The 26,069-nt window shown below is 58.8% G+C and carries 19 protein-coding genes; 13 read left to right on the plus strand and 6 right to left on the minus strand.

All coding sequences use genetic code 11. From position 1 onward, the window contains the following. The first annotated feature begins 56 nt into the window (after positions 1–56). The 6 genes from lptD (at position 57) to VGR81_10870 (ending at position 6,479) form a co-directional block, all read left to right on the plus strand. Positions 57–2,360, plus strand: coding sequence for an LPS assembly protein LptD (gene lptD / locus VGR81_10845; GenBank protein ID HEV2289439.1), 2,304 nt, complete (start codon positions 57–59; stop codon positions 2,358–2,360). Between the two features lie 27 nt (positions 2,361–2,387). Then, complete coding sequence (locus VGR81_10850) at positions 2,388–3,791, plus strand: amidase (protein ID HEV2289440.1); 1,404 nt, start codon at positions 2,388–2,390, stop codon at positions 3,789–3,791. 245 nt (positions 3,792–4,036) lie between these two features. After that, on the plus strand, positions 4,037–4,900 hold the full coding sequence (locus tag VGR81_10855) for a cytochrome c biogenesis protein CcdA (protein ID HEV2289441.1): 864 nt from the start codon (positions 4,037–4,039) through the stop codon (positions 4,898–4,900). A gap of 13 nt (positions 4,901–4,913) precedes the next feature. Next, a complete protein-coding gene (locus tag VGR81_10860; GenBank protein ID HEV2289442.1) occupies positions 4,914–5,495 on the plus strand; it encodes a TlpA disulfide reductase family protein in 582 nt (193 codons plus the stop codon). Between the two features lie 61 nt (positions 5,496–5,556). Next, a complete protein-coding gene (cyaY, locus tag VGR81_10865) occupies positions 5,557–5,886 on the plus strand; it encodes an iron donor protein CyaY (GenBank protein ID HEV2289443.1) in 330 nt (109 codons plus the stop codon). Between the two features lie 26 nt (positions 5,887–5,912). Then, a complete protein-coding gene (locus tag VGR81_10870; GenBank protein ID HEV2289444.1) occupies positions 5,913–6,479 on the plus strand; it encodes a protein-disulfide reductase DsbD domain-containing protein in 567 nt (188 codons plus the stop codon). 46 nt (positions 6,480–6,525) lie between these two features. On the opposite strand, the gene gltX is transcribed toward VGR81_10870, so the two are convergent. From gltX to VGR81_10890, 4 genes are all read right to left on the minus strand, one after another. Beyond that, positions 6,526–7,989 (minus strand): glutamate--tRNA ligase, encoded by a 1,464-nt coding sequence (gene gltX / locus VGR81_10875; GenBank protein HEV2289445.1) that lies wholly within the window; start codon positions 7,987–7,989, stop codon positions 6,526–6,528. A 101-nt stretch (positions 7,990–8,090) separates the two neighbouring features. Then, positions 8,091–10,829 carry an ABC transporter permease gene (locus VGR81_10880; GenBank protein HEV2289446.1) on the minus strand — a complete coding sequence of 913 codons (2,739 nt, stop codon included), beginning with the start codon at positions 10,827–10,829 and terminating at the stop codon, positions 8,091–8,093. 177 nt (positions 10,830–11,006) lie between these two features. After that, on the minus strand, positions 11,007–13,694 hold the full coding sequence (locus tag VGR81_10885) for an ABC transporter permease (GenBank protein ID HEV2289447.1): 2,688 nt from the start codon (positions 13,692–13,694) through the stop codon (positions 11,007–11,009). Positions 13,695–13,815: 121 nt separating this feature from the next. Further along, positions 13,816–14,163, minus strand: coding sequence for a PadR family transcriptional regulator (locus VGR81_10890; protein ID HEV2289448.1), 348 nt, complete (start codon positions 14,161–14,163; stop codon positions 13,816–13,818). A gap of 320 nt (positions 14,164–14,483) precedes the next feature. On the opposite strand from VGR81_10890, the gene VGR81_10895 reads away from it, so the two are divergent. From VGR81_10895 to VGR81_10905, 3 genes are all read left to right on the plus strand, one after another. Further along, positions 14,484–17,897 (plus strand): diguanylate cyclase, encoded by a 3,414-nt coding sequence (locus tag VGR81_10895; GenBank protein ID HEV2289449.1) that lies wholly within the window; start codon positions 14,484–14,486, stop codon positions 17,895–17,897. A 57-nt stretch (positions 17,898–17,954) separates the two neighbouring features. Beyond that, on the plus strand, positions 17,955–18,374 hold the full coding sequence (locus tag VGR81_10900; protein ID HEV2289450.1) for an OsmC family protein: 420 nt from the start codon (positions 17,955–17,957) through the stop codon (positions 18,372–18,374). Positions 18,375–18,466: 92 nt separating this feature from the next. After that, the gene (locus VGR81_10905) at positions 18,467–19,465 is read left to right on the plus strand and encodes a beta-ketoacyl-ACP synthase III (GenBank protein ID HEV2289451.1); all 999 of its coding nucleotides are present in this window, start codon (positions 18,467–18,469) and stop codon (positions 19,463–19,465) included. Between the two features lie 86 nt (positions 19,466–19,551). On the opposite strand, the gene VGR81_10910 is transcribed toward VGR81_10905, so the two are convergent. Continuing rightward, complete coding sequence (locus VGR81_10910; protein HEV2289452.1) at positions 19,552–19,959, minus strand: hypothetical protein; 408 nt, start codon at positions 19,957–19,959, stop codon at positions 19,552–19,554. A gap of 250 nt (positions 19,960–20,209) precedes the next feature. Between VGR81_10910 and VGR81_10915 the strand changes: the two genes are divergently transcribed. From VGR81_10915 to VGR81_10925, 3 genes are all read left to right on the plus strand, one after another. Beyond that, entirely contained in the window at positions 20,210–20,701 is a 492-nt protein-coding gene (locus VGR81_10915; GenBank protein HEV2289453.1) for a nuclear transport factor 2 family protein, read from the plus strand. Between the two features lie 67 nt (positions 20,702–20,768). Further along, positions 20,769–22,601, plus strand: a complete 1,833-nt coding sequence (locus VGR81_10920; GenBank protein HEV2289454.1) for a glycosyltransferase family 39 protein — start codon at positions 20,769–20,771, stop codon at positions 22,599–22,601. 63 nt (positions 22,602–22,664) lie between these two features. Next, positions 22,665–23,645 carry a UDP-glucuronic acid decarboxylase family protein gene (locus tag VGR81_10925; GenBank protein HEV2289455.1) on the plus strand — a complete coding sequence of 327 codons (981 nt, stop codon included), beginning with the start codon at positions 22,665–22,667 and terminating at the stop codon, positions 23,643–23,645. Here the strand turns inward: VGR81_10925 and VGR81_10930 are convergent. Then, positions 23,622–25,010 carry a UDP-glucose/GDP-mannose dehydrogenase family protein gene (locus VGR81_10930; GenBank protein HEV2289456.1) on the minus strand — a complete coding sequence of 463 codons (1,389 nt, stop codon included), beginning with the start codon at positions 25,008–25,010 and terminating at the stop codon, positions 23,622–23,624. The genes VGR81_10925 and VGR81_10930 overlap by 24 nt on opposite strands. 195 nt (positions 25,011–25,205) lie before the next feature. Between VGR81_10930 and VGR81_10935 the strand changes: the two genes are divergently transcribed. Next, positions 25,206–26,057, plus strand: a complete 852-nt coding sequence (locus tag VGR81_10935; GenBank protein ID HEV2289457.1) for a hypothetical protein — start codon at positions 25,206–25,208, stop codon at positions 26,055–26,057. Positions 26,058–26,069: the final 12 nt, after the last annotated feature.

Genomic DNA, 26,069 nt, shown 5'->3' on the forward strand with positions numbered 1-26,069 from the left:
GTGTTAGGCTCTCCAGTTCTTTCACGAATATGCGTGCACGGAAGGAAAACAAATTCTTGCGGCGCAAGCGGGCCGCGAATCTTGCGGCGCTCCTGCTGCTCGCGATGGCCCTGCCGAAAGCCGCGCCGGCGCAAGGTCAGGCGGTGATCCCGCGAAGCCAGGCGGGGGGGAAAGGCATCGGCGAGCTAAGGCTCGAAGCGGACACCCAGAAGCAGTCGGGGAAGATTTTTAGCGCGGACGGGCACGTGGACATCGTGTACCAAAACACGAGGCTGCGCGCGGACCACGTGGATTACAACGAAGAGACGAAGACAGCAACCGCGCGCGGACACGTGCAACTGGACTACGAGACGCAGCAGCTGGAAGCGGATTCAGGGACGTACAACTTCGCGACGGAACGCGGGACGTTTCGCAACGTGCGCGGGACGGTACGATCCTTCCATGTTGAAAACCCCAACGTGCTGGTGAGCCAGAATCCGCTGACGTTCAGCGCCGCAGAGGTGCAGCGCATTGACGAAGAAACCTACGAAGTGAAGCGCGCGTGGGTGACGGTCTGCCGGCCGGACCGACCGGTGTGGAAATTTTATGCGCCGCGGGCGGTGATTCATCTCCAGAAATCAGTGGAGCTGCGCAATGCGACGTTTCGCTTACTGTACGTGCCGATCATTTATTTGCCGTACGCGTCCTTGCCGGCGGGAACAAAGCTGCGGCAATCGGGATTTCTGATTCCCGATGCGACGAAATCGACGACGAGAGGATATTTGCTGGGCGATTCGTTTTATTGGGCGCCAACGGACTGGATGGACGCGACTGTGGGCGCGGAATACCTGAGCCTGCGCGGGTCGAGCCAAACAGGCGAGATTCGCATGAAACCGTGGCAGAACGTGACGCTGAATGCCAGTTATTACGGCGTGATTGACCGGGGCTTGCCGGAGGCGGGCGGGATTCTGATGAAGCAGGGCGGGCATGAAGGCAAACTTTTTCTGGACGCGAGGCTGCCGGACGGATGGCGAGCCGTGGCGAATATCGATCAGTTGTCGTCGCTGACGTTCCGGCTGGCCTTCGCGCAAACGTTTGCGCAAGCGGTGAATTCCGAAGTGCAAAACACGGCGTTTCTGACCAAGGATACCAACGGATACAGCCTGAGCCTGGCATCCACGAGCTACAAAAATTATCTGAGCGCATCGCCGGATGCATCGATCGACATACGAAATGCACCGGAGCTTCGCGCGAGTTCCGTGGATCGCGCGCCATGGCGAAATCTGCCGATCTATTTCGGCTTCGACGCGTTCGCGGACGCGGTGCACCGCGAAACGAACGTGGCGCCGGAGTTCGCGACGCCGTCGTTCGTGTCGCGGATGGAGTTCGCACCGAACGTGACGCTGCCGCTGCATTTGGGGCCGTGGCTGGACATCACGCCGACATTTACGCTGCGAGAGACGCGATACGGAGGGCAACTGGTGAACGGCATTTTTGCAAGCTCGCCATTCGTGCGCAGCACGCAGGAATTCACGCTGGATGTGCGGCCGCCGTCGCTGGACCGCGTGTGGAGCGACGGTGAAGAGAAGTGGAAGCACACCATCGAGCCGTCGATTGAATATCACTACGTGAACGGCGTGTCGGATTTTTCGCACTATCTGCTTTTTGACGAGGACGACACACTGACGGACACGAACGACGTGCAGTATGGCGTGACGCAGCGGCTGTTTCGCAAGGACGGCGACAACGGCGGCGAGGAGCTGATCAGCTGGGACGTGCAGCAGAAATATTTTTTCGATCCGACGTTCGGCGGCGCGCTTGTGCCGGGCCAGAGGAATGTGTTTCAGGCGCTGGATTCGCTGACGCCATTTGCGTTTGCCGACAGCCTGCACCGGTTTTCGCCGATCATCAGCGACCTGAACGTCGAGCCGGGCGGGAAATTCGACACGGAATTTCGCGTGGACTACGACCCGGTGCGCGGGCAGACGACGGCGATCGGCACGCTGGTGAAAGTGCGGCCGTACAAGCAGTCGTTTCTGACGCTGGCGGATTTTTCGGCGGTGAATATTCCGGCGACTTCGCCGGCAAATCCGGGAGTCATCGAGCCGCGCTCGAACCAGATCCGCGCGATGGCGGGATATGGGGATTTGACGTCAAAGGGATGGAGCGGGCTTTTCGGATTCAGCTATGACATCAGCGAGTCAGTCTTTCAGAACCAGGTGATTCAGATGACCTACAACGGGTCCTGCTGCGGAATCGGATTCATGTACCGCAGGCTTTCGCTGGGCACGGTGCGAAATGAAAATCAGTTTGGCGTGGTGTTTCACATTGCGAATCTGGGATCGTTTGGCAATGTGCGGCGGCAGGAGAGCATTTTCTAGGGTGACGGAGCACCCAGCGCGAAAGGCATGAAAGACGAGCTGAGCTATCTGACTATCAGCGAAGCGGCGGCGCTGCTGCGGCGAAAGAAACTTTCGCCCGTGGAGCTGACCGAAGCGGCGCTTGAGCGAATTGCGGCGCTGAATCCGCGGCTGAATGCATTCATCACGGTGACGGCGGAGCGCGCACGGAAGGAAGCGCGAGCGGCGGAGCGGGAGATCGCGCGAGGCAGGCATCGCGGGCCGCTGCACGGCATCCCCATCACGCTCAAGGACAATATCTGGACGGCGGGCGTGCGGACGACCGCTGGATCGAAAATCCTGCAAGATTTCGTGCCACGCGTGGACGCAGAGGTCGCGAAGAAGTTCACGCAAGCGGGCGGCGTGCTGCTGGGGAAAACGAACCTGCACGAATTTGCCTATGGAATTACGACCGAGAATCCGCACTACGGGCCGGCGCGGAATCCGTGGAATACGAACTGCATTCCGGGAGGATCGACGGGCGGCTCCGCCGCAGCGCTGGCGGCGGGAATCGGATTCGCGGCTATCGGGACGGATACGGGCGGGTCCATTCGCATTCCTTCGGCGCTGTGCGGAATTGTGGGGCTGAAGCCGACCTTTGGGCGCGTGAGCTGCGAGGGAATCGTGCCGCTGGCGCCGACGCTCGATCACGCCGGGCCGATTGCGCGAACCGTGGCGGATGTGGCGATCATGCTCGACATTATCGGAAGATGCGACGAAGCCCCGGGAGCGTTTTATCGCGCGGCGCGGGGCGGATGGAAAAAGCGAGGACGATTGCGCCTGGGATGGCCGCGCGAATATTTTTTTGAGCGCGCGGATGCGGAGATCACAAAAGCGATTGAAGAAGCGATGAAAGTTTTCAAGGAGCTCGGCGCGCGAATCGAAGAGGTTTCGGTGCCGCACGCGAAGGAATCCGGTGAACCGAGCACGCAAATCGCGCTGGCGGAGGCGCTGGAATATCACGAAAGCCAGGGCTATTTTCCGGCGCACGCGACGGAGTATGGCGAGGATGTGCGGAAACGGTTGGAAATGGGCAGCGCCGTGCGGGCGGTGGATTACTTGATGGGACAGCAGGCGCGGGAAAAATTGCGCGAGGATTTTCGCGCCGCGTTCGAGCGCGTGGATGCCATCGTGGCACCGGCGACGCCGATTGCCGCGCCGCGCATCGGCGAAGAAAGCGTCAAAGTCAACGGCGAATCGCAGTCGGTTCGCGGGTTGCTGGTCGGCGTGAGCCGTCCGGCGAATTTCACGGGCTTTCCGGCGATTTCCGTGCCGTGCGGATTCACGCGCAGCGGATTACCCATCGGCATGTCGCTGCACGGGCCGGAGTGGGGCGAAGCGAAGTTATTGAGCATTGCCGCCGCTTACGAGCGGGCGACGGAGTGGCACAATCGGCATCCGGAATTCAAGTGAGACGATGGAATTCCATGTCTGGTAGTTGTCCGTTTGGATTTTGACTCCCATCCCCCAGGCTCGACTAGCCGTCTACCTGGGAGACTTTTTTGTGTCACGATCCAGAAAATTCAAAGTGACCCGCCATTGCCTTTCTCCGGCACGTGCGGATTCAGGGGTGGTATGCGAAAATTGATTAGGCGCTGAGCGGACGGAATCGGAGCGAGGCACATCCAATGGCGCAACGGAAAGCGTAGGTAAAGAAGATGAAAGTCGGCGTATTTGCGGCGCTCGTGGCGGGAATCATTTCATTCCTGTCGCCGTGCGTCTTGCCGCTGGTGCCGGGGTACGTTTCGATGCTTTCCGGCGTGGGCGTAGACCAACTGCAGCAGGGCAAAAATTCGCGCGGCGCGACGCTCGCGGCGGCGATTGCGTTCGTCATCGGATTTTCGCTGGTGTTCATCGGTTTTGGCGCTTCGGCGAGCGCGGTGGGAACATTTCTGCAAGAACATAGGACGGAACTCACGCCGCTGGCTGGAGCGCTGATTCTGCTCTTTGGCCTGCACTTGATTGGCTGGCTCGGGAAGCTTTCGATTCGCGCGGGACTGGTGATCGGCGTGGTTATTGTCGCGGCGGGAATCGCGATGGCGCTCTGGATGAACACGAATTCGAGCGATTTCCGGCCGGTGCATCTTTTCGCGCTGTCGCTGATTTTTCTGCTGGGGCCAGCGATGACGCGCTGGCTCAACCGCGACGTGCATTTTCGCAATATGGGCGGGCAGCCGGGCGCGGTGAGCGGATTCCTGATGGGCTTCGCGTTCGCGTTTGGATGGACGCCGTGCATCGGGCCGATTCTGGCGACGGTGCTGACGCTGGCAGCGACGCAGGGCACGGTGATGCGCGGCGTATTTTTGCTGACGGCATATTCGGCGGGACTGGCGATTCCCTTTTTGCTGACGGCGATCGGGATCGGACAATTCCTGAAATTCTATCAGCGCTTCCGACGGCATATTCATTGGGTGGAAGTGTTCAGCGGCGTGCTGCTGCTTGCGGTGGGCGCACTGATTTTTGTGAACCGGCTGACATGGCTTTCGGGTAAACTGAGCTTTCTGAACCGTTTTTCGAGATAAAGGGAGCATGGCAATGAATCGCATGACAGGAATATTGGCGGCGGGAATGCTGGCGGTGATGTCGCTGGGATTTGCAGGATGCGGAGGAGCGGCGCCGGCGAACGCGGGAAATGCGGCGAGCGCAAAGGCCAGCCCCAATGCGAACAAACCGAACGAGCCGGACGTCACATTCCAGAAGCTGGATGGCGCGGAATTGCCGCTAGCGAGCCTGAAAGGCAAAGTCGTGCTGGTGAATTTCTGGGCGACATGGTGTGCAGCTTGTCAGGATGAGATTCCGTGGATGATCGGCTTCCAGCAGAAATATGCAGACCAGGGATTTACGATTCTTGGCGTGGCGATGGACGACGATGGGAAGAAAGTCGTCGACCCGTTCGTGGAGAAGACGCAATTTGACGTCGACGGGCAGAAGATGGCGATGAGCTATCCGATCATCATCGGGAATTACGATCTGGCGGAGAAATTCGGCGGGTTGATCGGATTGCCGACGACGATCGTGATTTCGCGCGACGGGAAAGTGGTGAAACGGATCATCGGATTGGTGGACCGCGGCGAATTGCAAGGGATTATTGAAGACCAACTGAAGCTGCATTCGTAAGAATTTTTTTGCCATCTTTCACTGGGCCGGGTGAAGATTTCCGCGAGACTTTCGAACATTTATGGACGAGCGCGAGTTCCAGAAAAAATGCGAAGATGTGTTCGAGAGCCTGGCGGACCGACTCGCGGAGCTCGGCGACGAGCACGATTTTGAAGTCGAAGGCGGCAGCGGGAAAATCGAGGTTCAGTTCAGCGATGCGGATGAAACGCGCTTCGTCATCAGCCCGAATTCGCCGGTGCGGCAGATCTGGATTTCGGCGCTGACGACGAGTTTCAAGCTGGGATGGTCGGATGAGAAGGGCGCGTTTGTGCTGGACAAAACCGGCGAAACGCTGGATCAGGTAATGAGCCGGATTTTGAGCCAGCAACTGGGCGCGGCGGTGATGGTATAGCGATGCGAAGAATTTGCGGCAACGCGATGCGCGGAGTTGCGGGACTTGCAGCCGTGGCGTGTTTGCTCGCGCTCGGAGGCGTTCACGCGGCGCGTGCGCAAAATCTGCCTGCACCTGCTTCCGTGGCGAAGGCGCAAACATATGTTTCGCTGGAGCCGGTGCCGCGCGGGAGCACATTCGAGATAGCAGCGGTCGTGCATGTCCTGCCGGGATTTCACATGAATTCGCACAAGCCTTCGGAGGATTATCTGATTCCGACATTGCTGACGGCGAAGCCACACGCGGGCATCAAGGAAATCGAGACGATTTATCCGCCAGGAATCGACAAGAAGCTCTCGTTTTCGGACAAGCCGCTTTCGGTTTATACCGGCACATTCACGATTCGTGCGAAATTTTCCGTTGCGGCCAATGCGGCGCTGGGCGCGACGAGCTTGCCATTCACGCTGCAGTATCAGGCTTGCAATGAAGATTCGTGCCTGCCGCCGGTGCGAATTCCAGTGATGGCGAAAATTGATGTGGCTCCGGCAGGGACGAAGGCGCGGCAGATGTCGCCGCAGATTTTCAGCAGCAAGCCAGCCGGCGGCACGAAGTAGTTTTTTCCGCACTCGAAAAAACCAATAAGACTGAGCGAAATGCGCGCTAAAGCGCGGTGACGTCCGGAAGAGCGCGGCGGAGGCGCGAGACGACGCGGCCTTTGCCGAGGACGACCATGGTCTCGAAGAGCGGCGGCGCGACGGCGCGGCCCACGATGGCGACACGCGTGGCGTTGATGAGCAAACCGGCCTTGACGCCTTCGGCTTCGGCGAGCGCGCGGAGAGCGTGGTCGCAGGCATCGTGATTCCAATCGGTGAGGGCCTCGAGCGCGGCGGCTAACTTCTCGAGCAAATCCGGAAGTTTCGGATCTTTCCAGAATTTTGCGCGCGCTTCGGCGTCGTAATCAAAATCGTCGGAGAAAAATGCGCGAGCCCATGTGGCGAAATCGGGAAGCAGGCGCGTGCGCGGACGGAGCAAATCGACGGTGTGCGCGAACCAGTCGCGCTCGGCGGCGTCCCAGGCATCGCGCCAAAGGCCGGTGCGCTGCAATTCGGATTTCACGTAAGGCAGGAGCTCGTCGATGGGAAGTTTCTGAAGATACTGTGCGTTGAACCATTCGAGCTTGGGGCGATCGAAAATCGCGTTGGTGCGGCTGATGCCGGAAAGCGAAAATCGCGAGATGAGTTCGGACGTACGCAGGAATTCCTCGTCGGAGCCGGTGGACCAGCCGAGCAGCGCAAGAAAATTGCGGAAGGCTTCGGGCAAAAATCCCTCTTCGGAATAGGAGCCGACGCTCGTGGCGCCGTGGCGCTTGGAGAGGCGCGTGCGGTCGGCGCCAAGAATCAGCGGCACGTGCGCGAAAATCGGCGCCGGTGCGCCGAGCGCGGCGTAGAGCAGAGCCTGCTTCGGCGTGTTCGAGAGATGATCGGCGCCGCGAATGATGTGCGTGATGCGCATGTCGATGTCGTCGACGACAGCGCCGAGTTGATACGTCGGCACGCCGGAAGAACGCAGGAGAACGAAGTCCTCGATTTCGGCGTTCTGCACTTCGCGCGGACCAAAGACCGCGTCTTCGAAGCGCGTCACGCCGGAGCGCGGCGTGGCGAAACGAATGGCGCGCGGCAAGCCCTGACGCTCTTTTTCCTGGCGCTCGGCGGGCGTCATGTCGCGGCAAGGACACGGCGGCGTGCGCGCGGCTTTTTCCGCGCCTTCTTCGCCTTCGACGACGGCGTCTGCGCCTGCGTACTGGATGGCCTTGCAATAGCACGCGAAGGCGGCGCCGCTGGCGAGCAGGCGTTCCGCTGCGGCGCGATAGAGATCCATACGCTGCGACTGGAAGTAAGGACCTTCGTCCCACTGGACGCCGAGCCAGCGCAGGCCTTCGAGAATTCCCTCGACGAGCTCGGGCTTGTTGCGCTCGACGTCCGTGTCTTCGACGCGCAGAATGAACGTGCCGCCTTCATGGCGCGCGAAAAGCCAATTGAAAAGCGCCGTGCGCGCGCCGCCGACGTGAAGATAGCCCGTGGGCGACGGAGCGAAGCGAACGCGCGGTTTGGAGCCGGAGGCCATGCGCAGAGCAGTTCCTTTCGCAATCTGAAAAACGTCCATCTTAGCGGAAGGAGGAGACAAAATCGAGTGGGGGGCGCGAAGTGGAATTGAGTTGCGGCGCGCTATTCGTAACGAAGGGCGACCATAGGATCGACTTTCATGGCGCGGCGGGCGGGGATGTAGCAGGCGGCGAGCGTCACAACGAGAAGCAGAACCGCGGCACCTGCGAAGGAATGGAAATCCGTCACCGAAATTCCGTAAACCAAACTCGCCAGACCTTTCGCGAGACCATAGGCAAGGATGATGCCGCCCGCGACACCCAAACTCACAAGCAGCATGCCCTCTCGCAGCACCAACCGCATCACATCCCCGCGCTGCGCGCCGAGAGCCATGCGTATTCCAATTTCGTGCGTTCTCTGCGACGTGTAATAGGAAATGAGTCCGTAAACGCCTACGAGAGCCAGCAGCAGCGCGAGGCCCGAAAATGCGGTCAACAGCTGCGTCGTGAACCTGGGCGTTGCGCTCACTTCGGAGACCAGTTCCTCACCGGTCTGCACCTGGCCGACAAACATGTGCCCTGGGACCATCTGCAACGCAGCTTCGCGCATCGCCGCCGCTATTCCTTTTGGATTCGCTGCGGTGCGCACGAGTGCAGTCGCAACCATCAAAGGAGCTTGCGAAAAACTGACATACACGGTCGGCTCCGGCGTGTCGCCAGTCGCGAATCGTTTTGGCTCACGAACGATCCCTACAATGGTGTATGAAATGTCTTTGTCGGTATATCGGAATCTCGGCTTCCCCTTCAACCCGAGAGGGTCGCGATTCGGCCAGTACGCTTCCGCCATCGCTTCGTTGATGACCGCCACCGGCAACGTCCCGTTTCGATCCGAATCTGCCAGCCACCGCCCGCGCAGCAGCCTCATATCCATCATGTCGAAGTATGCCGGCGAGACACTGTGCATCGCGGCCGATTGAAACTCTTCGGCGATACGTCCGCCGCCACTATCGGCCTTAAACTCATCTAAAGTGTGCGCGTGAGGCACCACCGGCAACCAGTCGGTCAAGGCGACTGCTTCCACACCGGGCATTGCCGCGAGGCGGTCCTCGAACTGCTCGAAACGAGTCGGTATCGTCGTCTCATCGTTGTCTGGCAGAGACATCCCGTAGGCGTTGTCGATGGCAACATCCATCGAAAGCAACCGCTCGGGTTGAAACTGGCTGTTCACGGCGAGCAACTTCTGCATGCTGCGCAACATCAATAGCGCGCTAGTTAGCAAGACAAGAGCCAACGAGACTTCGACAACCAGCAGCGCGCTCCCCGGCCTGCGCAAGACAGAGCGCGCCGGCGAGGATTTACGCACGCTTCCTGATTTCATCGTTTCATTCAGATTCGGCCGCGCCAAACGCAGGCTCGGCAGCACGCTGAATACTCCCGCGGCAATTACCGAGAGCAATGCTGCGAAAATCAGCATTCGCGTATCCAGCGCCACGGAATCCAGGCGCGGAATGTAAATCGACTGCGGCAGCAGCGCGACGAAAGCGCGCAAACTTGCGTAAGCCAGGAATATGCCCAAAGCGCCGCCCGTTAGCGCCAGCAGCATCCCTTCGGTCAGCATTTGTCCGATCAACGTCCACCGGCCCGCACCCAGCGTGGCGCGAATTGCCATTTCTCTTTCACGCGACACCGCGCGGACCAGCAAGAGGTTGCCCACATTCGCGCAGCCGATGAGCAGAATGAACGCGAATGCCGCCAGTAAAACCCACAACGTCGCGCGCACGTTTTGAATAAGGTCCGAATTCAGCGGGACGACGCTGACATACTCGTCCTTGTAATATTTCGGATACTGCGCGCGAATACGGTCCGCAATGGTGTTGATCTCTGCCTGCGCTTGAGCCAAGCTCACGCCCGGTTTCAGACGGCCCACAACCCTTAGAACGTTCCCAAACTCAAATCGACTTGCAGTAAATGTCAAATTCACCCAAACGTCTGGTTTGGCCGCATCCAGCGGATAGGGAAAATCAAAACCTTTCGGCATCACTCCGACGATTGTGTATTGGTAGCGCAAACCAATATCGTTCATGGTGAGAGTCTTACCGATGATGTCAGGATCTGCGCCGTAATGCTGCTTCCAGAATGAGTAGCTCAGAATCGCCACATGCGCGAATTGCCACTGGTCGTCCTTTACCACTCGCACAGCCTCGCTCGCCGTGAATGTGCGTCCGAGGAGTGGCGTCACTTTCAATACGGAGGAAAATTGAGGCGACATTGCGGAGACTGCCAGACGCTCCTCGGTTCCCCACAATCTGTCAGCAAAAAGCTCATCTCGCGAAGCAGCCATGGCACCGAACGCGGCCATGTCTTCAAAGCTCTTCGCCTGACTTTCGAAAATTGGAAACGATCCCTGGATCACCGGAAGGTGTCTTTGCCCCGCTTTGCGGTTCGAATCCCACAGCATCACCAATCGCGACGAGTCCGCGTACGGCAACGGGCGTAAGACCAATCCGTAAAGCGCGCTGAACATCGCGGTGTTGGCGCCGATGCCGAGGGCGAGAGTGAGGACGGCGACGGCGGTGAAGCCAGGAGATTTTCGCAGCATGCGCAGGGCGAAGCGAATGTCCTGCCAGAGCGTTTCAAGAAATGGCAGGCCGCGGCGGTCGCGGTAGGCTTCTTTCGCTTGTTCCATGCCGCCGGAGGCGATGAGGGCCTGGCGGCGAGCTTCGGTAGGCGTCATGCCGCGGCGGATGTTTTCATCAATGTGCATCTGGAGATGGCTTTCGAGCTCGTCGGCTAACTCGCGGTCGCGCGTTCGGCGACGAAATAAGCCTGTCAAACGCAACAAGAAGGCGCGAAGGTGTCTCAAGGGGCGTCTCCTTTGACGAAGATGCGAAGAGAATCACTCATAACCATAACGTAAGGCGACCTAGCCTGCGGCGGGCAAGCATAGGATTGACCCGCCTTCGCCAAATGTGGCTGCGGCCCTTCCTGCGTCATGGCAAGCGAGCAGGCGCTCATGGTACAGCGAGTTTGTTTGTGTGACTTATTCATAGCGGAGAGCAACCATTGGGTCCACTTTCATGGCGCGGCGAGCGGGAATGTAGCATGCGGCGAGGGCGACGAGCGTGAGCACGATCGAGACGCCGAGGAATGTGACGGGATCGGTGGCGCTAACCCCGTAGAGAATTTTTGACATCAGACGAGTCAATCCCGCCGAAAGCGCAAGGCCAGCCACCAAACCGTTTAGCGCGAGGCGCGCGGCCTGACCCAGGACCATCTTCATCACATCCGTCCGTTGCGCGCCGAGCGCGATGCGCAGGCCGATTTCATGCGTCCGCTTGCCGACAACGTAGGAAATCACGCCGTAGATTCCTATGCTGGCGAGAATCAGCGCGAGCGTGGCGAAGACAGCCAGCAGAGCCATCGCGAAGCGCTGTGAGGCAAGTGAATGCGCGACGACGCTGTCCATGGTTTGTGCGTGAAACATGACCGCTTTGCTGTTGAATCCACGGACGGCGTCGCGAATCGCACCGGCGGTTGCATCCGGCGAACCCTGCGTGCGAACCACATAGCCAGTGAGGCTCACCCAAGACTGAATTAAATTGTCGGGAAGCTGCGGAGCGGAAGCATAGAGCTCCACCCGCGTAAGCGAACGAGCATTTTCATCCAGACCGAATTGCTTAACGTGACCGACTATGCCGACGACTTGAAGCTGTGTGTAGACGGCGTCGAAATTAAGTCGCTTGCCAATGGGATCCTGATTGCCGAAGTATTTGCGAGCGAAATCTTCGTCGATGACGCAGACCCCTTGGGAATTGGCGTCATCCTGCGCCGTGAGGAAGCGTCCGCGTAGCAGTGGAATCTTCATCACCTTCAGGTAATCGGGGCCCACGAGATACCACAGGGAGAGGGGCATGATGTTACTGTTCGCCGGCTTCGGTTGTCCGTCGAGCCAAAAGTTCAGATCATACCGGTCGCCCATGGGGAATGCGGCGTTCATCAGCGAAACGGACTGAACGCCGGGAGCAGCGGCGATTTTGTCAGAGAGCTGGCGAAAGCTGGCACGAATCTGCGCCGGACTGCTGGTGGCAGTGGTAGGCGGAAACCCGACGTTGAAGCTGAGCACGTTGTGCGGATCGAAGCCCGGATTGACGCTCCAGAGGCCGACGAGAGTGCGAATCGTGAGTCCTGCGCCAACAAGCAGGACAACAGTAAGTGCCATTTCGACCACGATAAAGACACCCTGAGTGCGATAACGTACGCCACTTTCACCGCGGCCCCCCTCTTTGAGAGTTTCGTGCAAATCGGGTCGCGAAATTTTGAGAGCAGGGGCGAGGCCAAAGAGAACTCCAGCGAGAAGGGAGACGATCAAGGTGAAGAGAGGGACGTGCGGGTCCAAGCGCACGTCGCTGGCGCGCGGCAAAGCGCTGGGAAGCATCGACAGCGCCGCGCGCGTTCCCCACGAAGCCAGCAGCAAACCGAGCGCGCCGCCAGTCACCGCCAGCAGAACACTCTCCGTCAACAATTGGCGGATGACGCGGCCCTGCCTGGCACCGAGCGCGGCGCGAATGGCGAATTCGCGGACACGTCCGGTAGAGCGCGCGAGCAGCAAGTTGGCAACGTTGACGCAGGCAATCAGCAGCACGAAGCCGACTGCGGCGAGCAGCACCAGAAGGAACGGCCGGATATCTCGCACCATGACTTCCTTGAGCGGCGTAACGCGGATGTCCTGGTCTTTGTCTGTATCGGGATAGGCGACCGCAAGACTGTGCGCCATGGCATCCATGTCTCCGCGAGCCTGAGCCAGCGAGACGCCCGCCTTCAGCCGCCCAATGGCAAAAGTTCCCGGATGAAATTTGCGATCCGTCATCCACGGGTTCTTGTCGGCGCCGATGGGGACGAAGACGTCGCTCACTCGGTAAGAAATGTTCTCGCAGCAGAAATAGAAATTCTCCGGAAGCACGCCGACAACGGTGTAGTCCGTGCCGTCAAAGTTGATGGCTTTGCCGAGGATGTCCGGCGAGCCGCCGAATTTCGTTTTCCAGAAGCCACCGCTGAGAATCACGGCGGGAGGGCCGTTCAATTGATCTTCCGCAGGCGAAAAATTCCGGCCGAGAACTGGAGTGACGCCGAGAGTAGGGAAAAAGGCGGAAGAAACTTCCGTAACGGAGACGCGCTCGGGTTCGCCCTGGCCGAGGAGATTAAAACTGACCTCTGATTCGTAAGCTGCGAGCGAAGAGAAAGAATGATTGTCGCGCACTAGGTCGAGATAGTCCGGATACGAGACCCAGGTTTCTGGAATCGCGGAACTCGTATTGCTTACGAGGACGACTTGCTCCGGATGCGGATACGGCAGGGGATTGAGCAAAACTCCGTTGACTACGGAGAAAAGCGCGGTGTTGGCGCCGATGCCGAGGGCGAGAGTGAGGACGGCGACGGCGGTAAAACCGGAGGATTTGCGCAGCATGCGCAGAGCGAAGCGAACGTCCTGCCAGAGTGTTTCGAGAAACGGCAGGCTGCGGCGATCGCGATAGAGTTCCTTGGCCTGTTCCATGCCGCCGGAGGCGATGAGCGCCTGGCGGCGAGCTTCGACGGGAGCGAGGCCGCGGCGAATGTTTTCGTCGACGTGCATCTGGAGATGACTTTCGAGCTCGTCGGCCAATTCGCGGTCGCGCGCGGAACCGTAGAACAGACCACAGAAACGCGAAAAAAAAGCGCGAATGGATTTCATGGCACGATCCTCCGGCGGAGACCAAGAAATTGACTCCATCGCGCAAAAGGCGCGCGCGAATAGGAAGAGCAATGATTCTGCAACCGGCTTCCTGGCGGTGCAGGGCAGGCGCGGAGGGATTTCACGAGCGTTCTCCTTCAGGCGATAAGAAGCGCGCCACGATGGCGGTGGTTTGCTCCCATTCGCGCGCGGCGAGCTCGACGCGCTTTTTGCCGGCGCGTGTCAGCCGGTAAAATTTCGCGCGGCGATTGTTGTCGGAAACACCCCATTCGGAGGCGATGTAGCCTTCCTGCTCGAGTTTGAGGAGCGCGGGATAAAGCGTGCCGTAATTGACGGAGAGGAGATTGCCGCTGGTCTGCTCGATGCGGCGGGCGATGCCGTAGCCGTGGAGAGGGCCGAGGACTTCGAGCGTCTTGAGAGCCATCAGCGCCAGGGTTCCTTGCCAGACGTCGGTCTTGTCGTTGGTCATAAAATTCAAACGCTCCTATTGGAAAGCCAGAGGGAGGATGCCATACTTTCTATGGGGAAGCAATAGGAAAAATTGGCCTCGCGCGGGTGGCGGAAACCTTGCTTCTTTGGGGGCGCGAGTACGACGGTACCGTTGCGGAGGCGCGGCGCGGCTTCTATAGTTTCCATTGGATGCGGCATTCCCAGTGGTGTGCCCGGGGAACGCTCAGGCAGGTCGGGAAAGGTGTGCGGAACGCAAGCTGGGAGTTGCGTTTCGGCGGCTCGCGCTGAATTGCGTTTTTCCGGGCGTGTGGTCCGCCGGTGTGCTAAGGGAGCTATGAATTGCTGAGTTCGACCGGAATCATGGGAGCGGTATTGCTGGCTGGAACGGTTCTTCTCGCCGCTTTCTTTACGTATGTCTACGTGCTGAAGCGGCAAGGCTATCTCCTGGTCTGGGCCGCGGCCTGGCTGCTTATTGGATTGACGTCGCTGACGCGAATGCTCGCCGGATGGCCATCGCTGTCGGCGTGGGCTTCTTCGTTCGAAGCCTGGCTGATGACGATTGCCGCGCTCCTGTTCTTGCTATCTGCGCGAATCTACGCGCGGGCGACGCTCCGGCTTCCGATTGCGCTGGGAATCGCGGTGCTAAGCGCGTTCTGGGCTGTGGCAGACGTAAGAAGCTGGGTCACTGTGTCGCCGTATCTGGGAGTGGCGCTCCTGCTGCTGGTTGTCGCGCGCGTATTCTGGATGGAAGGAAAGAAGCGCGATTCTCCTTCGGATTTTCTGCTGGCAAGCTCGTTTGCGGTTTGGGGCTTGCTGACCATCGGGATGCTTTTCCAAAATCGGGGCGCGTGGTTCGAGAATGTCGATCTACGCCTGCCGCTGCTCGTGCCGGAATTTTTCTGCGGCGTGCTGATGGTGATGGCGGTCTATGAGGAAGAGCGTCACCGCGTGGAACGGAACATGCTGGCGCTCTCAAATCTCAATCTGGCGACTTCGAGTTTTGTCGGCGCGGAGATTCAAAAAATGCTGGCGCAGGCGCTGGATCGCGTGCTTAACGTGGCGCGAATTCCCAGCGGCGCGCTTTGCCTGCACTACGGAGATGCGCAAGGCCCAATTTCCGTGGTTACCACGGGCCTGACCGACGCATTCAGCGCCAAAGTGCTGGAAGAAAATCTCCAAGATCCCATCGTGAAGCTCGTAGCGCGTCTCGGCGGGCTGGTCGTGTTGCGCGACCTATCGCGAGATGGAGACTGGGAGGCGCTGGAGCGCGAGCCTTCGTTCCGGCGAATCCGCGAGCTCTTGCTGGCACAGAATCTGCGCACGGTCGTGGGAATCAGCCTGCAGGCCAAGGAGCGCATACTCGGCGTGCTGCTGCTGGGGACGCCGGACAACCGCCAGTTTACGCCTTCGGAATTACGGCTGCTGCTGGCCCTGGGCTATCAGATCGGAATGGCCGTGGAGAACAGCTACCTGATCCAGCAGACATCGCGGCGCAGCGAGGAGCTGCATATCCTGAACGACATCGGCCAGGCGATGAGTTCGACGCTCGACAGCGATGCGCTGCTCGAGACGATCTACAGCGAGATGCGCCGGCTGTTTGACGTTAGCAGCTTTTATATCGCACTCAACGACACGCGGCGAGGCCAGATCCGCTATGAGCTGGAGGTGGAAGAGAACGTTCGGCAGGAGAAACATTCGCGCCCGGCCACGAACCGCCTGACGGAGTACATTATTCGCGAACGGCAGCCGCTGCTGATTCGCGAAAATTTCACGGCCGAAGTTCACAGGCTCGGCGCGACCCCCGGGCGCATCGCGGGCAGTTTCTGCGGGGTTCCGATCATTCTTTATGACTGCGCCATAGGCGTGATGGCCATTCACAGCAAGCAGGAGCGGATGTTTGACGAAAGCCATATGGAGTTGATGCGTCTGCTGGCCAGCCAGGCCGGTGTGGCCATAGAGAACGCGCGCCTCTTCGCCGAAGAGCAGAAGAAGTCGCGCCACTTGACTCTGCTGAACAAAATCTCGGGACACGCCATCATGACGCTGAATCCCGAGGAAATGCTTACGAAGGTTGCCGAAGAACTGGAGCACGAGTTCACCTACGACCATCTCGGCATCGCCACGATGGATTACTCCGCCAAAGAATTGCTGATTCAGGCCGAGGCAGGCAAGCGGCGGGACGCCGTCGGACGGCGAATCGCGCTGGGCGAAGGCTTGATCGGGATCGTTGCGCGAAACGGGCAAACGACGATGGTGCGGGAGGTCGGTCCTACGACACCGCAGCCGTTGCTGCCCGCGTCTGTATCCGCGATCGCCCTGCCGATCAATTGCGCCGATAATTTGCTGGGCGTGCTTTACGCGGAGTCCTCCGAACCTTCGGACTTTCGCGACGAGGAAATTCAATTGCTGCGAACGCTCGCCGACCTTTTCGCGGGCGCGCTGCAGAACGCCGTTACGTTCCAAAAAGCACAAGAGCAGGCCATCACGGACGGCCTGACGGGCGTCAAGACGCACCGTTTCCTGATGGAAGCTCTGTCAGCGGAATGGAAGCGCTCGACGCGCGCGAGCCGCCCGTTTGCTCTTGTGTTGATGGACCTCGACCGGTTCAAATTCGTCAACGATTTTTACGGGCACCTGGAAGGCGACGTGGTCTTGCAGCGCGTCGGCTTGATTCTCGAACAGAACTGCCGCCGCTCAGACGTCGTGGCGCGCTACGGCGGCGACGAATTCGTGATTCTGATGCCGGAGACCAATATCGAGCAGGCGCGGCAAATCGCCGGGAAGCTGCGGAGCTGGGTGGCTTCCGATCCACTGCTTCGCGACAAGAACATCACAGCGAGCTTCGGCATCGCCTGCTTCCCAACGCACGGCTCAACGCCGCAGGAACTGATTCAGGTGGCCGATGCATCGATGTATTTGTCGAAACACCAGGGCGGCAATGCCGTGTTTACCGCGGAAACACGCGCGCCGGGCGCTTCAAAGAAATGGAAGCGCGACGTCTTGGAGGCGTACCTGGGTGTAATGCTCCATCGCCAATTTTCCACTGGCCCGGAAGCATTCGACGAAATCTACCGGCGCATCGAGCAATTTTCACAGTCGCTTAATGAACAAAATCGCGCCGGGTCTTTTGAAAGGCTTCCGACGGCAATCGTCGAGATGATGACTTCGCTCGCTAACGCCGTAGATGCCAAGGACCAATACACGCACGGGCACTCGAAGAAGGTTTCGACCTATGCGGCGATGATTGCGCAGGCCGCGGGATTGAAGCCCATCGAAGTCGAAGAAGTTCGCCTTGCGGGATTGTTGCACGATGTCGGGAAAGTAGGCATTCCCGAAGATATCTTGAATAAAGCGGGACCACTGGACGCCGACGAGTGGGAGACGATGAAGTCACACACGATTCTCGGCTGGAAGATTCTGGACCCGCTCGTGGAACTGAGCAACGTGCGCGAAATGGTGAAGCATCACCACGAGTTTTTTGATGGTTCGGGCTATCCCGACCAACTGGATCGCGAGCGCATCCCGCTGGGCGCGAGAATCATCGGCGTCGCTGACGCGTACGACACAATCACTTCGCCGCGCGTCTATAAGAAAGCGCGCGCAGCCGAACCGGCACTGGCGGAGATCCAGCGCTGCGCCGGAGCGCAGTTTGACCCCGAGCTTGTCGAATTGTTCGTCGCGGCAATCCGCAAGCGGCCTCAGCCCGTTCTGGAATCGGTCCCGCCCGACGGCGTAGCCGACGATTCTCTCTAATCTCGCGAGACTTGATTCCTGCCTCGATCTTCCGCATGCTTCTTGCAGGAGGATGGTATGGCTGTCCAGACGGCAACTGTAAAATGGGTGGAAAAGGAACAATTTCTGGCAACGCTGCCTTCCGGCCACGTGGTGCCGGTTGATTCGGATCGCGAGCACAACTCCGCGCCGGGACCGATGGAGCTGATGCTTGCGTCATTGGGATCGTGTTCGGCGACGGACATTGTTCTGATTCTGGCAAAGAAGCGGCAGAAGCTCGAATCGCTTGAAATTATAATTCAGGGGGAACGTGCGGCGGATCCGCCGACGGTTTGGAAGAAACTGGAATTGATCTACCGCCTGCGCGGAAAACTCGAAGAAAAGGCCGTGAAGGATGCCATCCATTTGAGCCTCGAAAAATATTGCGGGGCGGCGGCAACGCTGCGCAAGACCGCGGATTTGACTTTTCGCTACGAAATCCTGCCGGGAGAGAAATAAACCGAGCGACTTGAGGTGAGCGAGTCTTTTTCTTGGAAGTCCTCGCGAGGATTGCGTACAATCGCGGACTGCGCTGACGCAGGGGGAATCTTATGGGCAAACGGATCGCGGCGAAAATCATGGGAGTGACGGGTTACCTGCCGCCGCGCGTAATGACAAATTTCGATCTCGAAAAGATCGTGGACACATCGGACGAATGGATTCGCACGCGCACAGGCATCCGCGAGCGGCACTACGTGGATCCCGGAATGGCCGCGTCGCACATGGCCACGGCCGCAGCGATGGAGTTGCTGAAAACCAAGAACGTAAATGCCGAAGAAATCGAGATGATCATCGTGGCTTCGGTGACACCGGACATGATGTTTCCGGCGACGGCCTGTCTGGTGCAAGATCGCATCGGCGCAAAAAACGCCTGGGGTTTCGATCTTTCTGGCGCGTGTTCAGGATTTGTGTATGCGCTGACGGTGGGCAGCCAGTTTGTCGCCGCGGGCACACACCGCAAGGTGCTCGTGATTGGATCGGATGTGATGACCTCGATCCTCGATTTCAAGGATCGCGCGACGTGCGTTCTTTTCGGAGACGGCGCCGGTGCAGTGCTGGTGGAGCGTGCGGAGTCCGACAAAGAAGGAATTATCGATTTTATGAACGACATCGATGGTTCCGGCGGCTGCAATTTGTACATGCCCGCGGGCGGATCGCTGCATCCCCCGTCGGCAGAGACGGTCGAAAAGCGCATGCACTATGTGCATCAGGAAGGGCAGCAAGTCTTTAAATACGCAGTGAAACGTATGTGCGACGTCAGCGCCACGCTGCTCGAACGCAATGGGTTCACGAACCGCGACTTGGCCTTGCTCGTGCCGCATCAGGCGAACATGCGCATCATTCGCGCGACGCAGGAGCGGCTGGAGCTTGATGACTCGAAAGTGATGATCAATATCGACCGCTACGGAAACACGACAGCGGCCACGATTCCGCTGGGCTTGCGCGACGCAGTGAACGAAAAAAGGCTCAAAAAGGGTGATCTCGTTCTGGTCGTTTCCGTCGGCGCGGGCTACACCACAGGCGGCATCCTCATGCGCTGGGCATATTGAATCTGAAGATCTTCGTTGCCACGCGAGATGGCACCGTTAGTCCCCACGATAGACGTAAAATATTGATAATAATAATGGTTATGGTGTTAGTAAGAACGCAGTTCCGCGAGGTAGGCTTGGTTCGACCGCAGGCGGGCATCTATGGAAACAGCCACATAGCGCGTGCAGGCGGCCATTTCGCGCTGTGTCCAGCCGCTTCCGCTAGACAGGAAGGCCCCGGATAGCATGGACGCGAGGCGTACGGCGGCGTAATAGGCGCGAACAGGCCACAGGCTGAGGCTGTCGGAGGGATCCATCCCCGGGCACATGTGACTGATGGCCGCAATGACAGAGAAGTCATTTTGATTCAGTGCTTTAGGGAACGCCGCTCCGGCGAGCTGCAGGCGCTCGGAAACCGGCTGGGCTGCGACGCGAACCATGTTGGCGCGCCAGAAGAAAACGACGAACTGGGCCATCATGGCCGCGGATATCACGAGGATGAGGGCTGCTACCATAGTTTCGTGTACCAGTTTGATTGTGGCGAAATGCTTCGCCGAGGCCAATGGAACGACGGTACTCTCGAAATAGAACCTTTGCCTCTGAGCAAAGCGGTTCTTCGCTCTTTTTAAGGTCCCCGTTTGCACGTGCTTCCAGTGTCCCGAACTTGCTGTGGAATGCGGCGCCGATTTGAGATAGAAAATGGACGCGTCTGCGAGGGCGAAAGCACGGCTGAGAACCCACGCAAAATGTGCAGGGAGGAACAAGATGCGGGTATGGACGAAGCTGGCTGTCGGTTTGGGTATTCTCGCGACGACTCTGGGAGCCGCATCGGTTCCGGCCTTCGCGCAGTCGGCCCCGCCAGAGGCATACGCCATAAAAGACGTGCTTGAGAAGCAAGTTGCGGCGTGGAACCGCGGCGACATCCGGGGATTCATGGGTGGCTACCGGAAATCCGAGCGGACGGAGTTCGTCAGTGCCTCGGGAATTTTCCCGGGCTGGCAAGCGGTGCTCGACCGATATTTGCATTCGTATCCGGATCGCGCTGCCATGGGGCGCCTCACATTTTCCGGAATTGAAGTTCACGTTCTTTGTCCGGATGCGGCTTACGTCGTGGGGAAGTTCCGGCTCGACCGGCAGAGCGACACGCCCGAAGGCGTATTCACGCTGATTTTCCGCAAATTTCCGGAAGGGTGGCGAATCGTGAATGACCATACCACGGCGTACCCTCCGCGAGCGGGCATGCGAAAGCCCTCTTGACGCGCAGGGTTAGCTGGTCGCGGCGCTTCCTCTGCCCTCTTCATTCGGCGATAATAGTTCGCTTGGCATGAGCCGAAGACTTTCCATACTGATTCTTCTCGCGCTTTCCATCGGCATTTACGTAGGAACGTGTGCATGGCCTCCGCTGCTCGACAGCTCGGACGCGGGCCACGCCGTAGCCGCCCGCGAAATGCTGCAGAACCATAACTGGGTGATCCTGCACATCGACGGCATCCGTTATCTGGAAAAACCACCGCTGCAATTCTGGCTCGTCGCGGCGAGCTATGCGGTTTTTGGCATCGACACGTTCGCCACGCGATTTCCTCTGGCGCTGGCCGTCGTTGGGCTGACGCTGATGGTTTACTTCTTCGCGCGAAGATGGTTCGGAGCGCGCGCAGGATTCTATGCTGGTCTCGTGATGTGCACGTCGCCGGGCGTTTTCTTGTTCACGCGGATCATGATCCCGGAGGCGATTTACGCGTTTTTTTTTACGGCAACGTTCTATCTGTTTCTGCGCGCTTGGCAGGGAACGATTTCGCGGCGAAAAGGCTACTGGTGGGCGGCCACGCTGATTGCGCTTTCGGTTCTGACGCGCTCGTTGATCGGATTTGTCTTCCCGGTCGGCATTATTTTTTGCTTTCTGCTGGCGACGGGCCGCCTGAAAGAATGGCGAAAGCTGCCGCTAATTTCGAGCGCCATCGTTTTTCTCATTGTCGCCTTACCGTGGCACATTGCGGCAATCTTCAGCGGGCGCGGCGTTTTCGGCGGCTTTTTCTGGTTCTATTTCATCAATGAGCAGATCTTTCGGGCGCTGGGCTGGCGTTATCCGGTGGATTACGAAGCAGTGCCGCTGTGGCTCTGGCTTGGCGAGCTTATCGTATGGTTCTTCCCATGGATCGCGTTCTTGCCGTCGGGCATTCGCGCGATACCGCATCCGCGGGAATGGCGCAAGCAATTGGATGAGCGCTCGCAAGCATTGGTGCTCCTGTGCGTCTGGACACTCTTTATTTTGCTTTTCTTTTCGTGGACCAAGAGCCGCATGGAGTATTACAGCTTCAGCGCATGGCCGGCGGTCGCCATGTTGCTCGGCGTGGGGCTAGAACGCGCGGAGGCTGCAGCGGCGCGCTGGCTGCCGCGCGTGCAAGGAGCGCTGGCGTGCATGGGCGTGCTGATTGCGGGACTGCTCGGCGCGATGCTCTGGCTTTCACGAGGGATTGCGTCCACGGGTGATATTTCTTCGCTGATGGCGCTTCATCCGACAGGCTTTTATCGCGTGGCTATGTCGGACTTCATGGACTTGACGCCGCAATCGTTTGCGGATTTGCGGCATCAGGCGATCACGGCACTGACCGTGATTCTTGTTGGTTTTGTGGGCGCGTGGATTTTGCGCCGGCGGGGGCGAAACCTGGCCGCGGACATCACGCTCGCGTGCATGATGGGCACATTTTTCTTTTGTGCGAACTGGGCGCTTGGCGTTTTCACGCCGCGGCTTTCCTCGGAGCCGCTCGCGAAAATCATCATGAAATATTACCGCCCGGGCGACAAGATCGCGTTCTATGGCGAATACGATGCCGCCAGTAGCGTGGGCTTTTACACCGGGCAGCAAATCCTCCTTTTCAATGGACGATACAACGGCCTGGAATTCGGTTCCTATTATCCGGACGCGCCGCATATTTTTCTGGATGATCACACGTTCTGGCCCGTGTGGCGCGGGGGCGAGCGAGTTTTCTTAGTCGTCCCGCCAGAGGAGAAGCAGGCAGCTCTGGTGAGAATGCCGCCAGAGGATACATTCCTTATGGCGCAAATGGGCGACAAAGAAGTATACGTGAATCACCGATTGACGCCGGATGAGCCGAGCCTGGCACAACTGAAGCAACAAGCGGAATCAGGAAAGAATTGAGCGCAGAGCGATTATGATGAGGACCGGTCTGCGGCGAGACCGAAGTGGCTTGTGCTGATTTAAATGGAGAATCGATTGCGAGCAGTGATTACCGGAGGGGCAGGATTTCTGGGTTCGCATCTGTGCGACCAGATGATCGAGCGCGGATGGGAGGTCGCATGCTTCGACAATCTCATTACCGGCGCCGAGGCAAATGTCCAGCACCTGATGAACAATCCGCGGTTTCGCTTCGTGCGCCAGGACGTATCGCAATCCATCGACATTTCCGGGCCAATTGACGCCGTGCTGCACTTCGCCTCGCCCGCAAGCCCCGACGATTATTTGAAGTATCCGATTGAGACGATGAAAGTCGGTTCGCTGGGCACGCTGAATGCACTGGAAATGGCGCGCGCGAAAAGGTGCCGCTTCCTCGTGGCTTCGACTTCGGAGTGTTACGGCGATCCGGAAGTTAGCCCTCAGGTGGAAACCTACTGGGGCCACGTGAACTCGATTGGCCCCCGGAGCGTTTACGATGAGGCCAAGCGATTTTCCGAAGCGCTGACGATGGCGTATCACCGCACGCATGGTGTTGATACGCGCATCGTGCGAATTTTCAACACGTACGGCCCGCGCATGCGGCTGAATGACGGCCGCGCACTGCCGAATTTTCTTTACCAGGCGCTTTCCGGCCAGTCCATCACGGTTTATGGCGACGGCAAGCAGACGCGCAGCTTCTGCTACGTTTCGGATTTGATCGAAGGCATCTTGCGATTGCTCGACTCCCAGGAACACCTGCCGGTGAACATCGGAAATCCGCAGGAAATCACGATTCTGGAATTTGCCGAGCGCGTTCGCGAACTCACTGGCAACCACGTTTCCATTGCTTTCCGCCCGCTGCCACAGGATGACCCGAAGCGCCGGTGCCCCGACATCACCAAGGCGCGGAAGCTCCTGCATTGGGAGCCAAAAGTAGGCCTGGAAGAGGGGTTGAAGCTGACGCTGGCGTACTTCGAAAAAAAAATGGCGGAAGAGCAGGCGAAATCAGGAAGCCAGCGAGGAAACTGATTTTTCCACGGGAAGCTCCGGCTTGCCGATGGCACGATATTCGAAGCCGAGTGCCTGCATCGTTTCCGACGAAAGCAAATTCCTCCCATCGAGCACCAAGGGGCGCGCCATACTGCCGTGGATGCGCTTCCAGTCCAGCGCGCGGAACTCCTCCCACTCAGTGACGATCAGCAAAGCATCCGCGCCCTGCGCTGCTTCATAGGCGTTCGCAACGCAATTCAACTCGGGAAAAACGCCGGCGATCTTTTCCATGGCCTGGGGGTCATATGCGGCGAGGAGCACTCCTTCCGGCAGGAGACGCTTGATCAATTCGAGGGAGGGCGCGAAGCGGATATCGTCGGTGTTGGCTTTAAAGGCTAAACCGAGCACGCCGATTTTCTTGCCCTTGAGCACCCAGAGCGACTGGCGCAATTTTTCGATGAAAAGGTCGATGCGCCGGTGATTGATTTTTTCTGTTTCGCGAAGCAGAGCGAAATCGACACCATTGCGTTCGGCAAGGCGCACGAAGGCTTGCAAATCCTTCGGGAGACAAAAGCCGCCGAATCCCAATCCGGGCCGGAAAAATTGCGGACCGATGCGCGGGTCGAGTCCAACGCCATGCATGACTTCTTCGATATTCGCGCCAAGTTTTTCGGCAAGGTCGGCGACCATGTTGGCGTAGGAAACTTTGATGGCCAAGAATGAGTTCGAAGCGTGTTTGATGAGTTCGGCGCTGTTGATTGTTGTGACCACCCACTCCGGCGCGCGCACCGCTGGACAGGCGCCATCGTGGACGGGACAGCGGAATTTCTGTTCGAGGACCGGCTGGTAAATCTCACGCAGCTTTTTTTCCGCAATTTCATCGTCCACACCGACGACGATGCGGTCGGGATGCAGAAAATCACCGACAGCCGTGCCCTCCCGTAGAAACTCTGGATTCGACGCCACGCGGAAACGAACCGTCTTGCCGCGGCCATAGATTTCCAGCACTTTTTTCAATTGCTGCCCCGTTTGCGCGGGGACTGTGCTTTTTTCCACGATCAGCTTGTCGGTTTTCGCCTCGGACGCGATCATCTTCGCCACGTGATCGATGCCACTCAGATCGGCGTCGCCATTCGGCAGTGGAGGGGTTCCGACGCAGATGAAAACCACATCTCCTTCGGCGACGGCATTCGCAGGATCGGCGGAAAAAGAGAGCCGGCCTTCCCTGTGGTTCCGGTCCACCACTGCATCCAGGCCCGGCTCAAAAATCGGAAGGCCACCTGCCTCGAGCGTCTTGATTTTGGAGGCATCGTTATCCGTGCAAAGGACGTGATGGCCAAGTTCGGCGAAGCACGCGCCGGTGACAAGCCCTACATATCCCGCGCCAATGACCGAAATCCGCACGAAAGTCTCCTGGTCGTGATAGTGCCGAATACGTAATTCGGAACTGACTCATTTTCTTATGAATCCGCCCGCCGCGCCAATAGAAAAAATCCCCGCGCTCATCCATCTGGCACAGGCAAGAATTCGATAGTACAATCCGCGGGATTCCGGGCTCAGTGAATTCAAGGAATTCGCGCGGGAACGCCAGGGTACTTCATGGATATCTTCGATGTCCTGTGGGTGGGGCTGGGAATCGCGGTAATCGTAGGATTCGTGTTTTATGTTCTTGCGCTCTATTGGGAGCGTTTGCTGAAACAGCACTCCCAGGCCATTCGCACTCTCTCCGAGCGCGTCGAAATCCTCGAGGAAATGGAAGACCCACGTTTCCGGCGCAAGGTGGGAGACTCCGCTCCATCGCCACTCGAGCGGGTTTACATCTTCAGCTTCCGGCTCGCTGAGCGATTCTGGCCCGAAACGGTGGGTGCCAGTCCGGAGCAACTCCGATATATTCGCGAGAACGGAAATTTTCTCAGCTCAGTGAAGATTCAACGCTGGCGCAGCCACATTGCCGTGACTCTCACCGAGCTTTTGCCCCAGAGCCAGTCGGCGCGATGGCAGACGCGCGTTGTGGATATTTATCCCACAAAAAACTCCGCCAGTTCGACCGTGCTCTGGGAACTGCATCTTGAGCCCGCGCTGAACTCGCACTGGTCTGAATTGCCACCGACGCTGGAATTGCGCTACGAAAACGAGTCGCTCGTGCTTCGTGCACGGCATTGCGAGCCGGGCGTTCGCGTCGAAGGGAACGTGCTGACGCCCACGGCGGAAAAGATGATCTTCCGGGTTTCGCTCGATCCCGATGCGCTTGGCGAATATCGCGTTTCCGAGGACGCTGGCGAACGCCCCGCAGGCGAGGATGATGGTGCGGATTCGCGGCTGGCATTTTATCGTTTTCAGGACGAGCGTATGGGCGTCGATTGGCAGCTCTGCGTGCGCGATCTGGACCGCAAGGCGGTCTGGGAGCGTTGGAACATCGTCGAGCCGTGGCAGACACGCCGCGTCTCCTAGCCCGCGTCGCAC

The organism is Candidatus Acidiferrales bacterium (assembly GCA_035934015.1).
In the GTDB taxonomy this organism is placed as follows: Bacteria; Acidobacteriota; Terriglobia; order Acidiferrales; family UBA7541; genus DAHUXN01.

What these genes read in the sequence shown, in the direction of transcription:
- cyaY (HEV2289443.1), top strand. Translation starts at nt 5,557, where the DNA reads ATGGACGAGCGCGAGTTCCAGAAAAAATGCGAAGATGTGTTCGAGAGC.
- gltX (HEV2289445.1), bottom strand. Translation starts at nt 7,989, where the DNA reads ATGGCCTCCGGCTCCAAACCGCGCGTTCGCTTCGCTCCGTCGCCCACG.
- VGR81_10910 (HEV2289452.1), bottom strand. Translation starts at nt 19,959, where the DNA reads ATGGTAGCAGCCCTCATCCTCGTGATATCCGCGGCCATGATGGCCCAG.
- VGR81_10920 (HEV2289454.1), top strand. Translation starts at nt 20,769, where the DNA reads ATGAGCCGAAGACTTTCCATACTGATTCTTCTCGCGCTTTCCATCGGC.
- VGR81_10905 (HEV2289451.1), top strand. Translation starts at nt 18,467, where the DNA reads ATGGGCAAACGGATCGCGGCGAAAATCATGGGAGTGACGGGTTACCTG.
- VGR81_10935 (HEV2289457.1), top strand. Translation starts at nt 25,206, where the DNA reads ATGGATATCTTCGATGTCCTGTGGGTGGGGCTGGGAATCGCGGTAATC.
- VGR81_10855 (HEV2289441.1), top strand. Translation starts at nt 4,037, where the DNA reads ATGAAAGTCGGCGTATTTGCGGCGCTCGTGGCGGGAATCATTTCATTC.
- VGR81_10870 (HEV2289444.1), top strand. Translation starts at nt 5,913, where the DNA reads ATGCGCGGAGTTGCGGGACTTGCAGCCGTGGCGTGTTTGCTCGCGCTC.
- VGR81_10885 (HEV2289447.1), bottom strand. Translation starts at nt 13,694, where the DNA reads ATGAAATCCATTCGCGCTTTTTTTTCGCGTTTCTGTGGTCTGTTCTAC.
- VGR81_10915 (HEV2289453.1), top strand. Translation starts at nt 20,210, where the DNA reads ATGCGGGTATGGACGAAGCTGGCTGTCGGTTTGGGTATTCTCGCGACG.
- VGR81_10900 (HEV2289450.1), top strand. Translation starts at nt 17,955, where the DNA reads ATGGCTGTCCAGACGGCAACTGTAAAATGGGTGGAAAAGGAACAATTT.
- VGR81_10925 (HEV2289455.1), top strand. Translation starts at nt 22,665, where the DNA reads ATGGAGAATCGATTGCGAGCAGTGATTACCGGAGGGGCAGGATTTCTG.
- VGR81_10890 (HEV2289448.1), bottom strand. Translation starts at nt 14,163, where the DNA reads ATGACCAACGACAAGACCGACGTCTGGCAAGGAACCCTGGCGCTGATG.
- VGR81_10850 (HEV2289440.1), top strand. Translation starts at nt 2,388, where the DNA reads ATGAAAGACGAGCTGAGCTATCTGACTATCAGCGAAGCGGCGGCGCTG.
- VGR81_10860 (HEV2289442.1), top strand. Translation starts at nt 4,914, where the DNA reads ATGAATCGCATGACAGGAATATTGGCGGCGGGAATGCTGGCGGTGATG.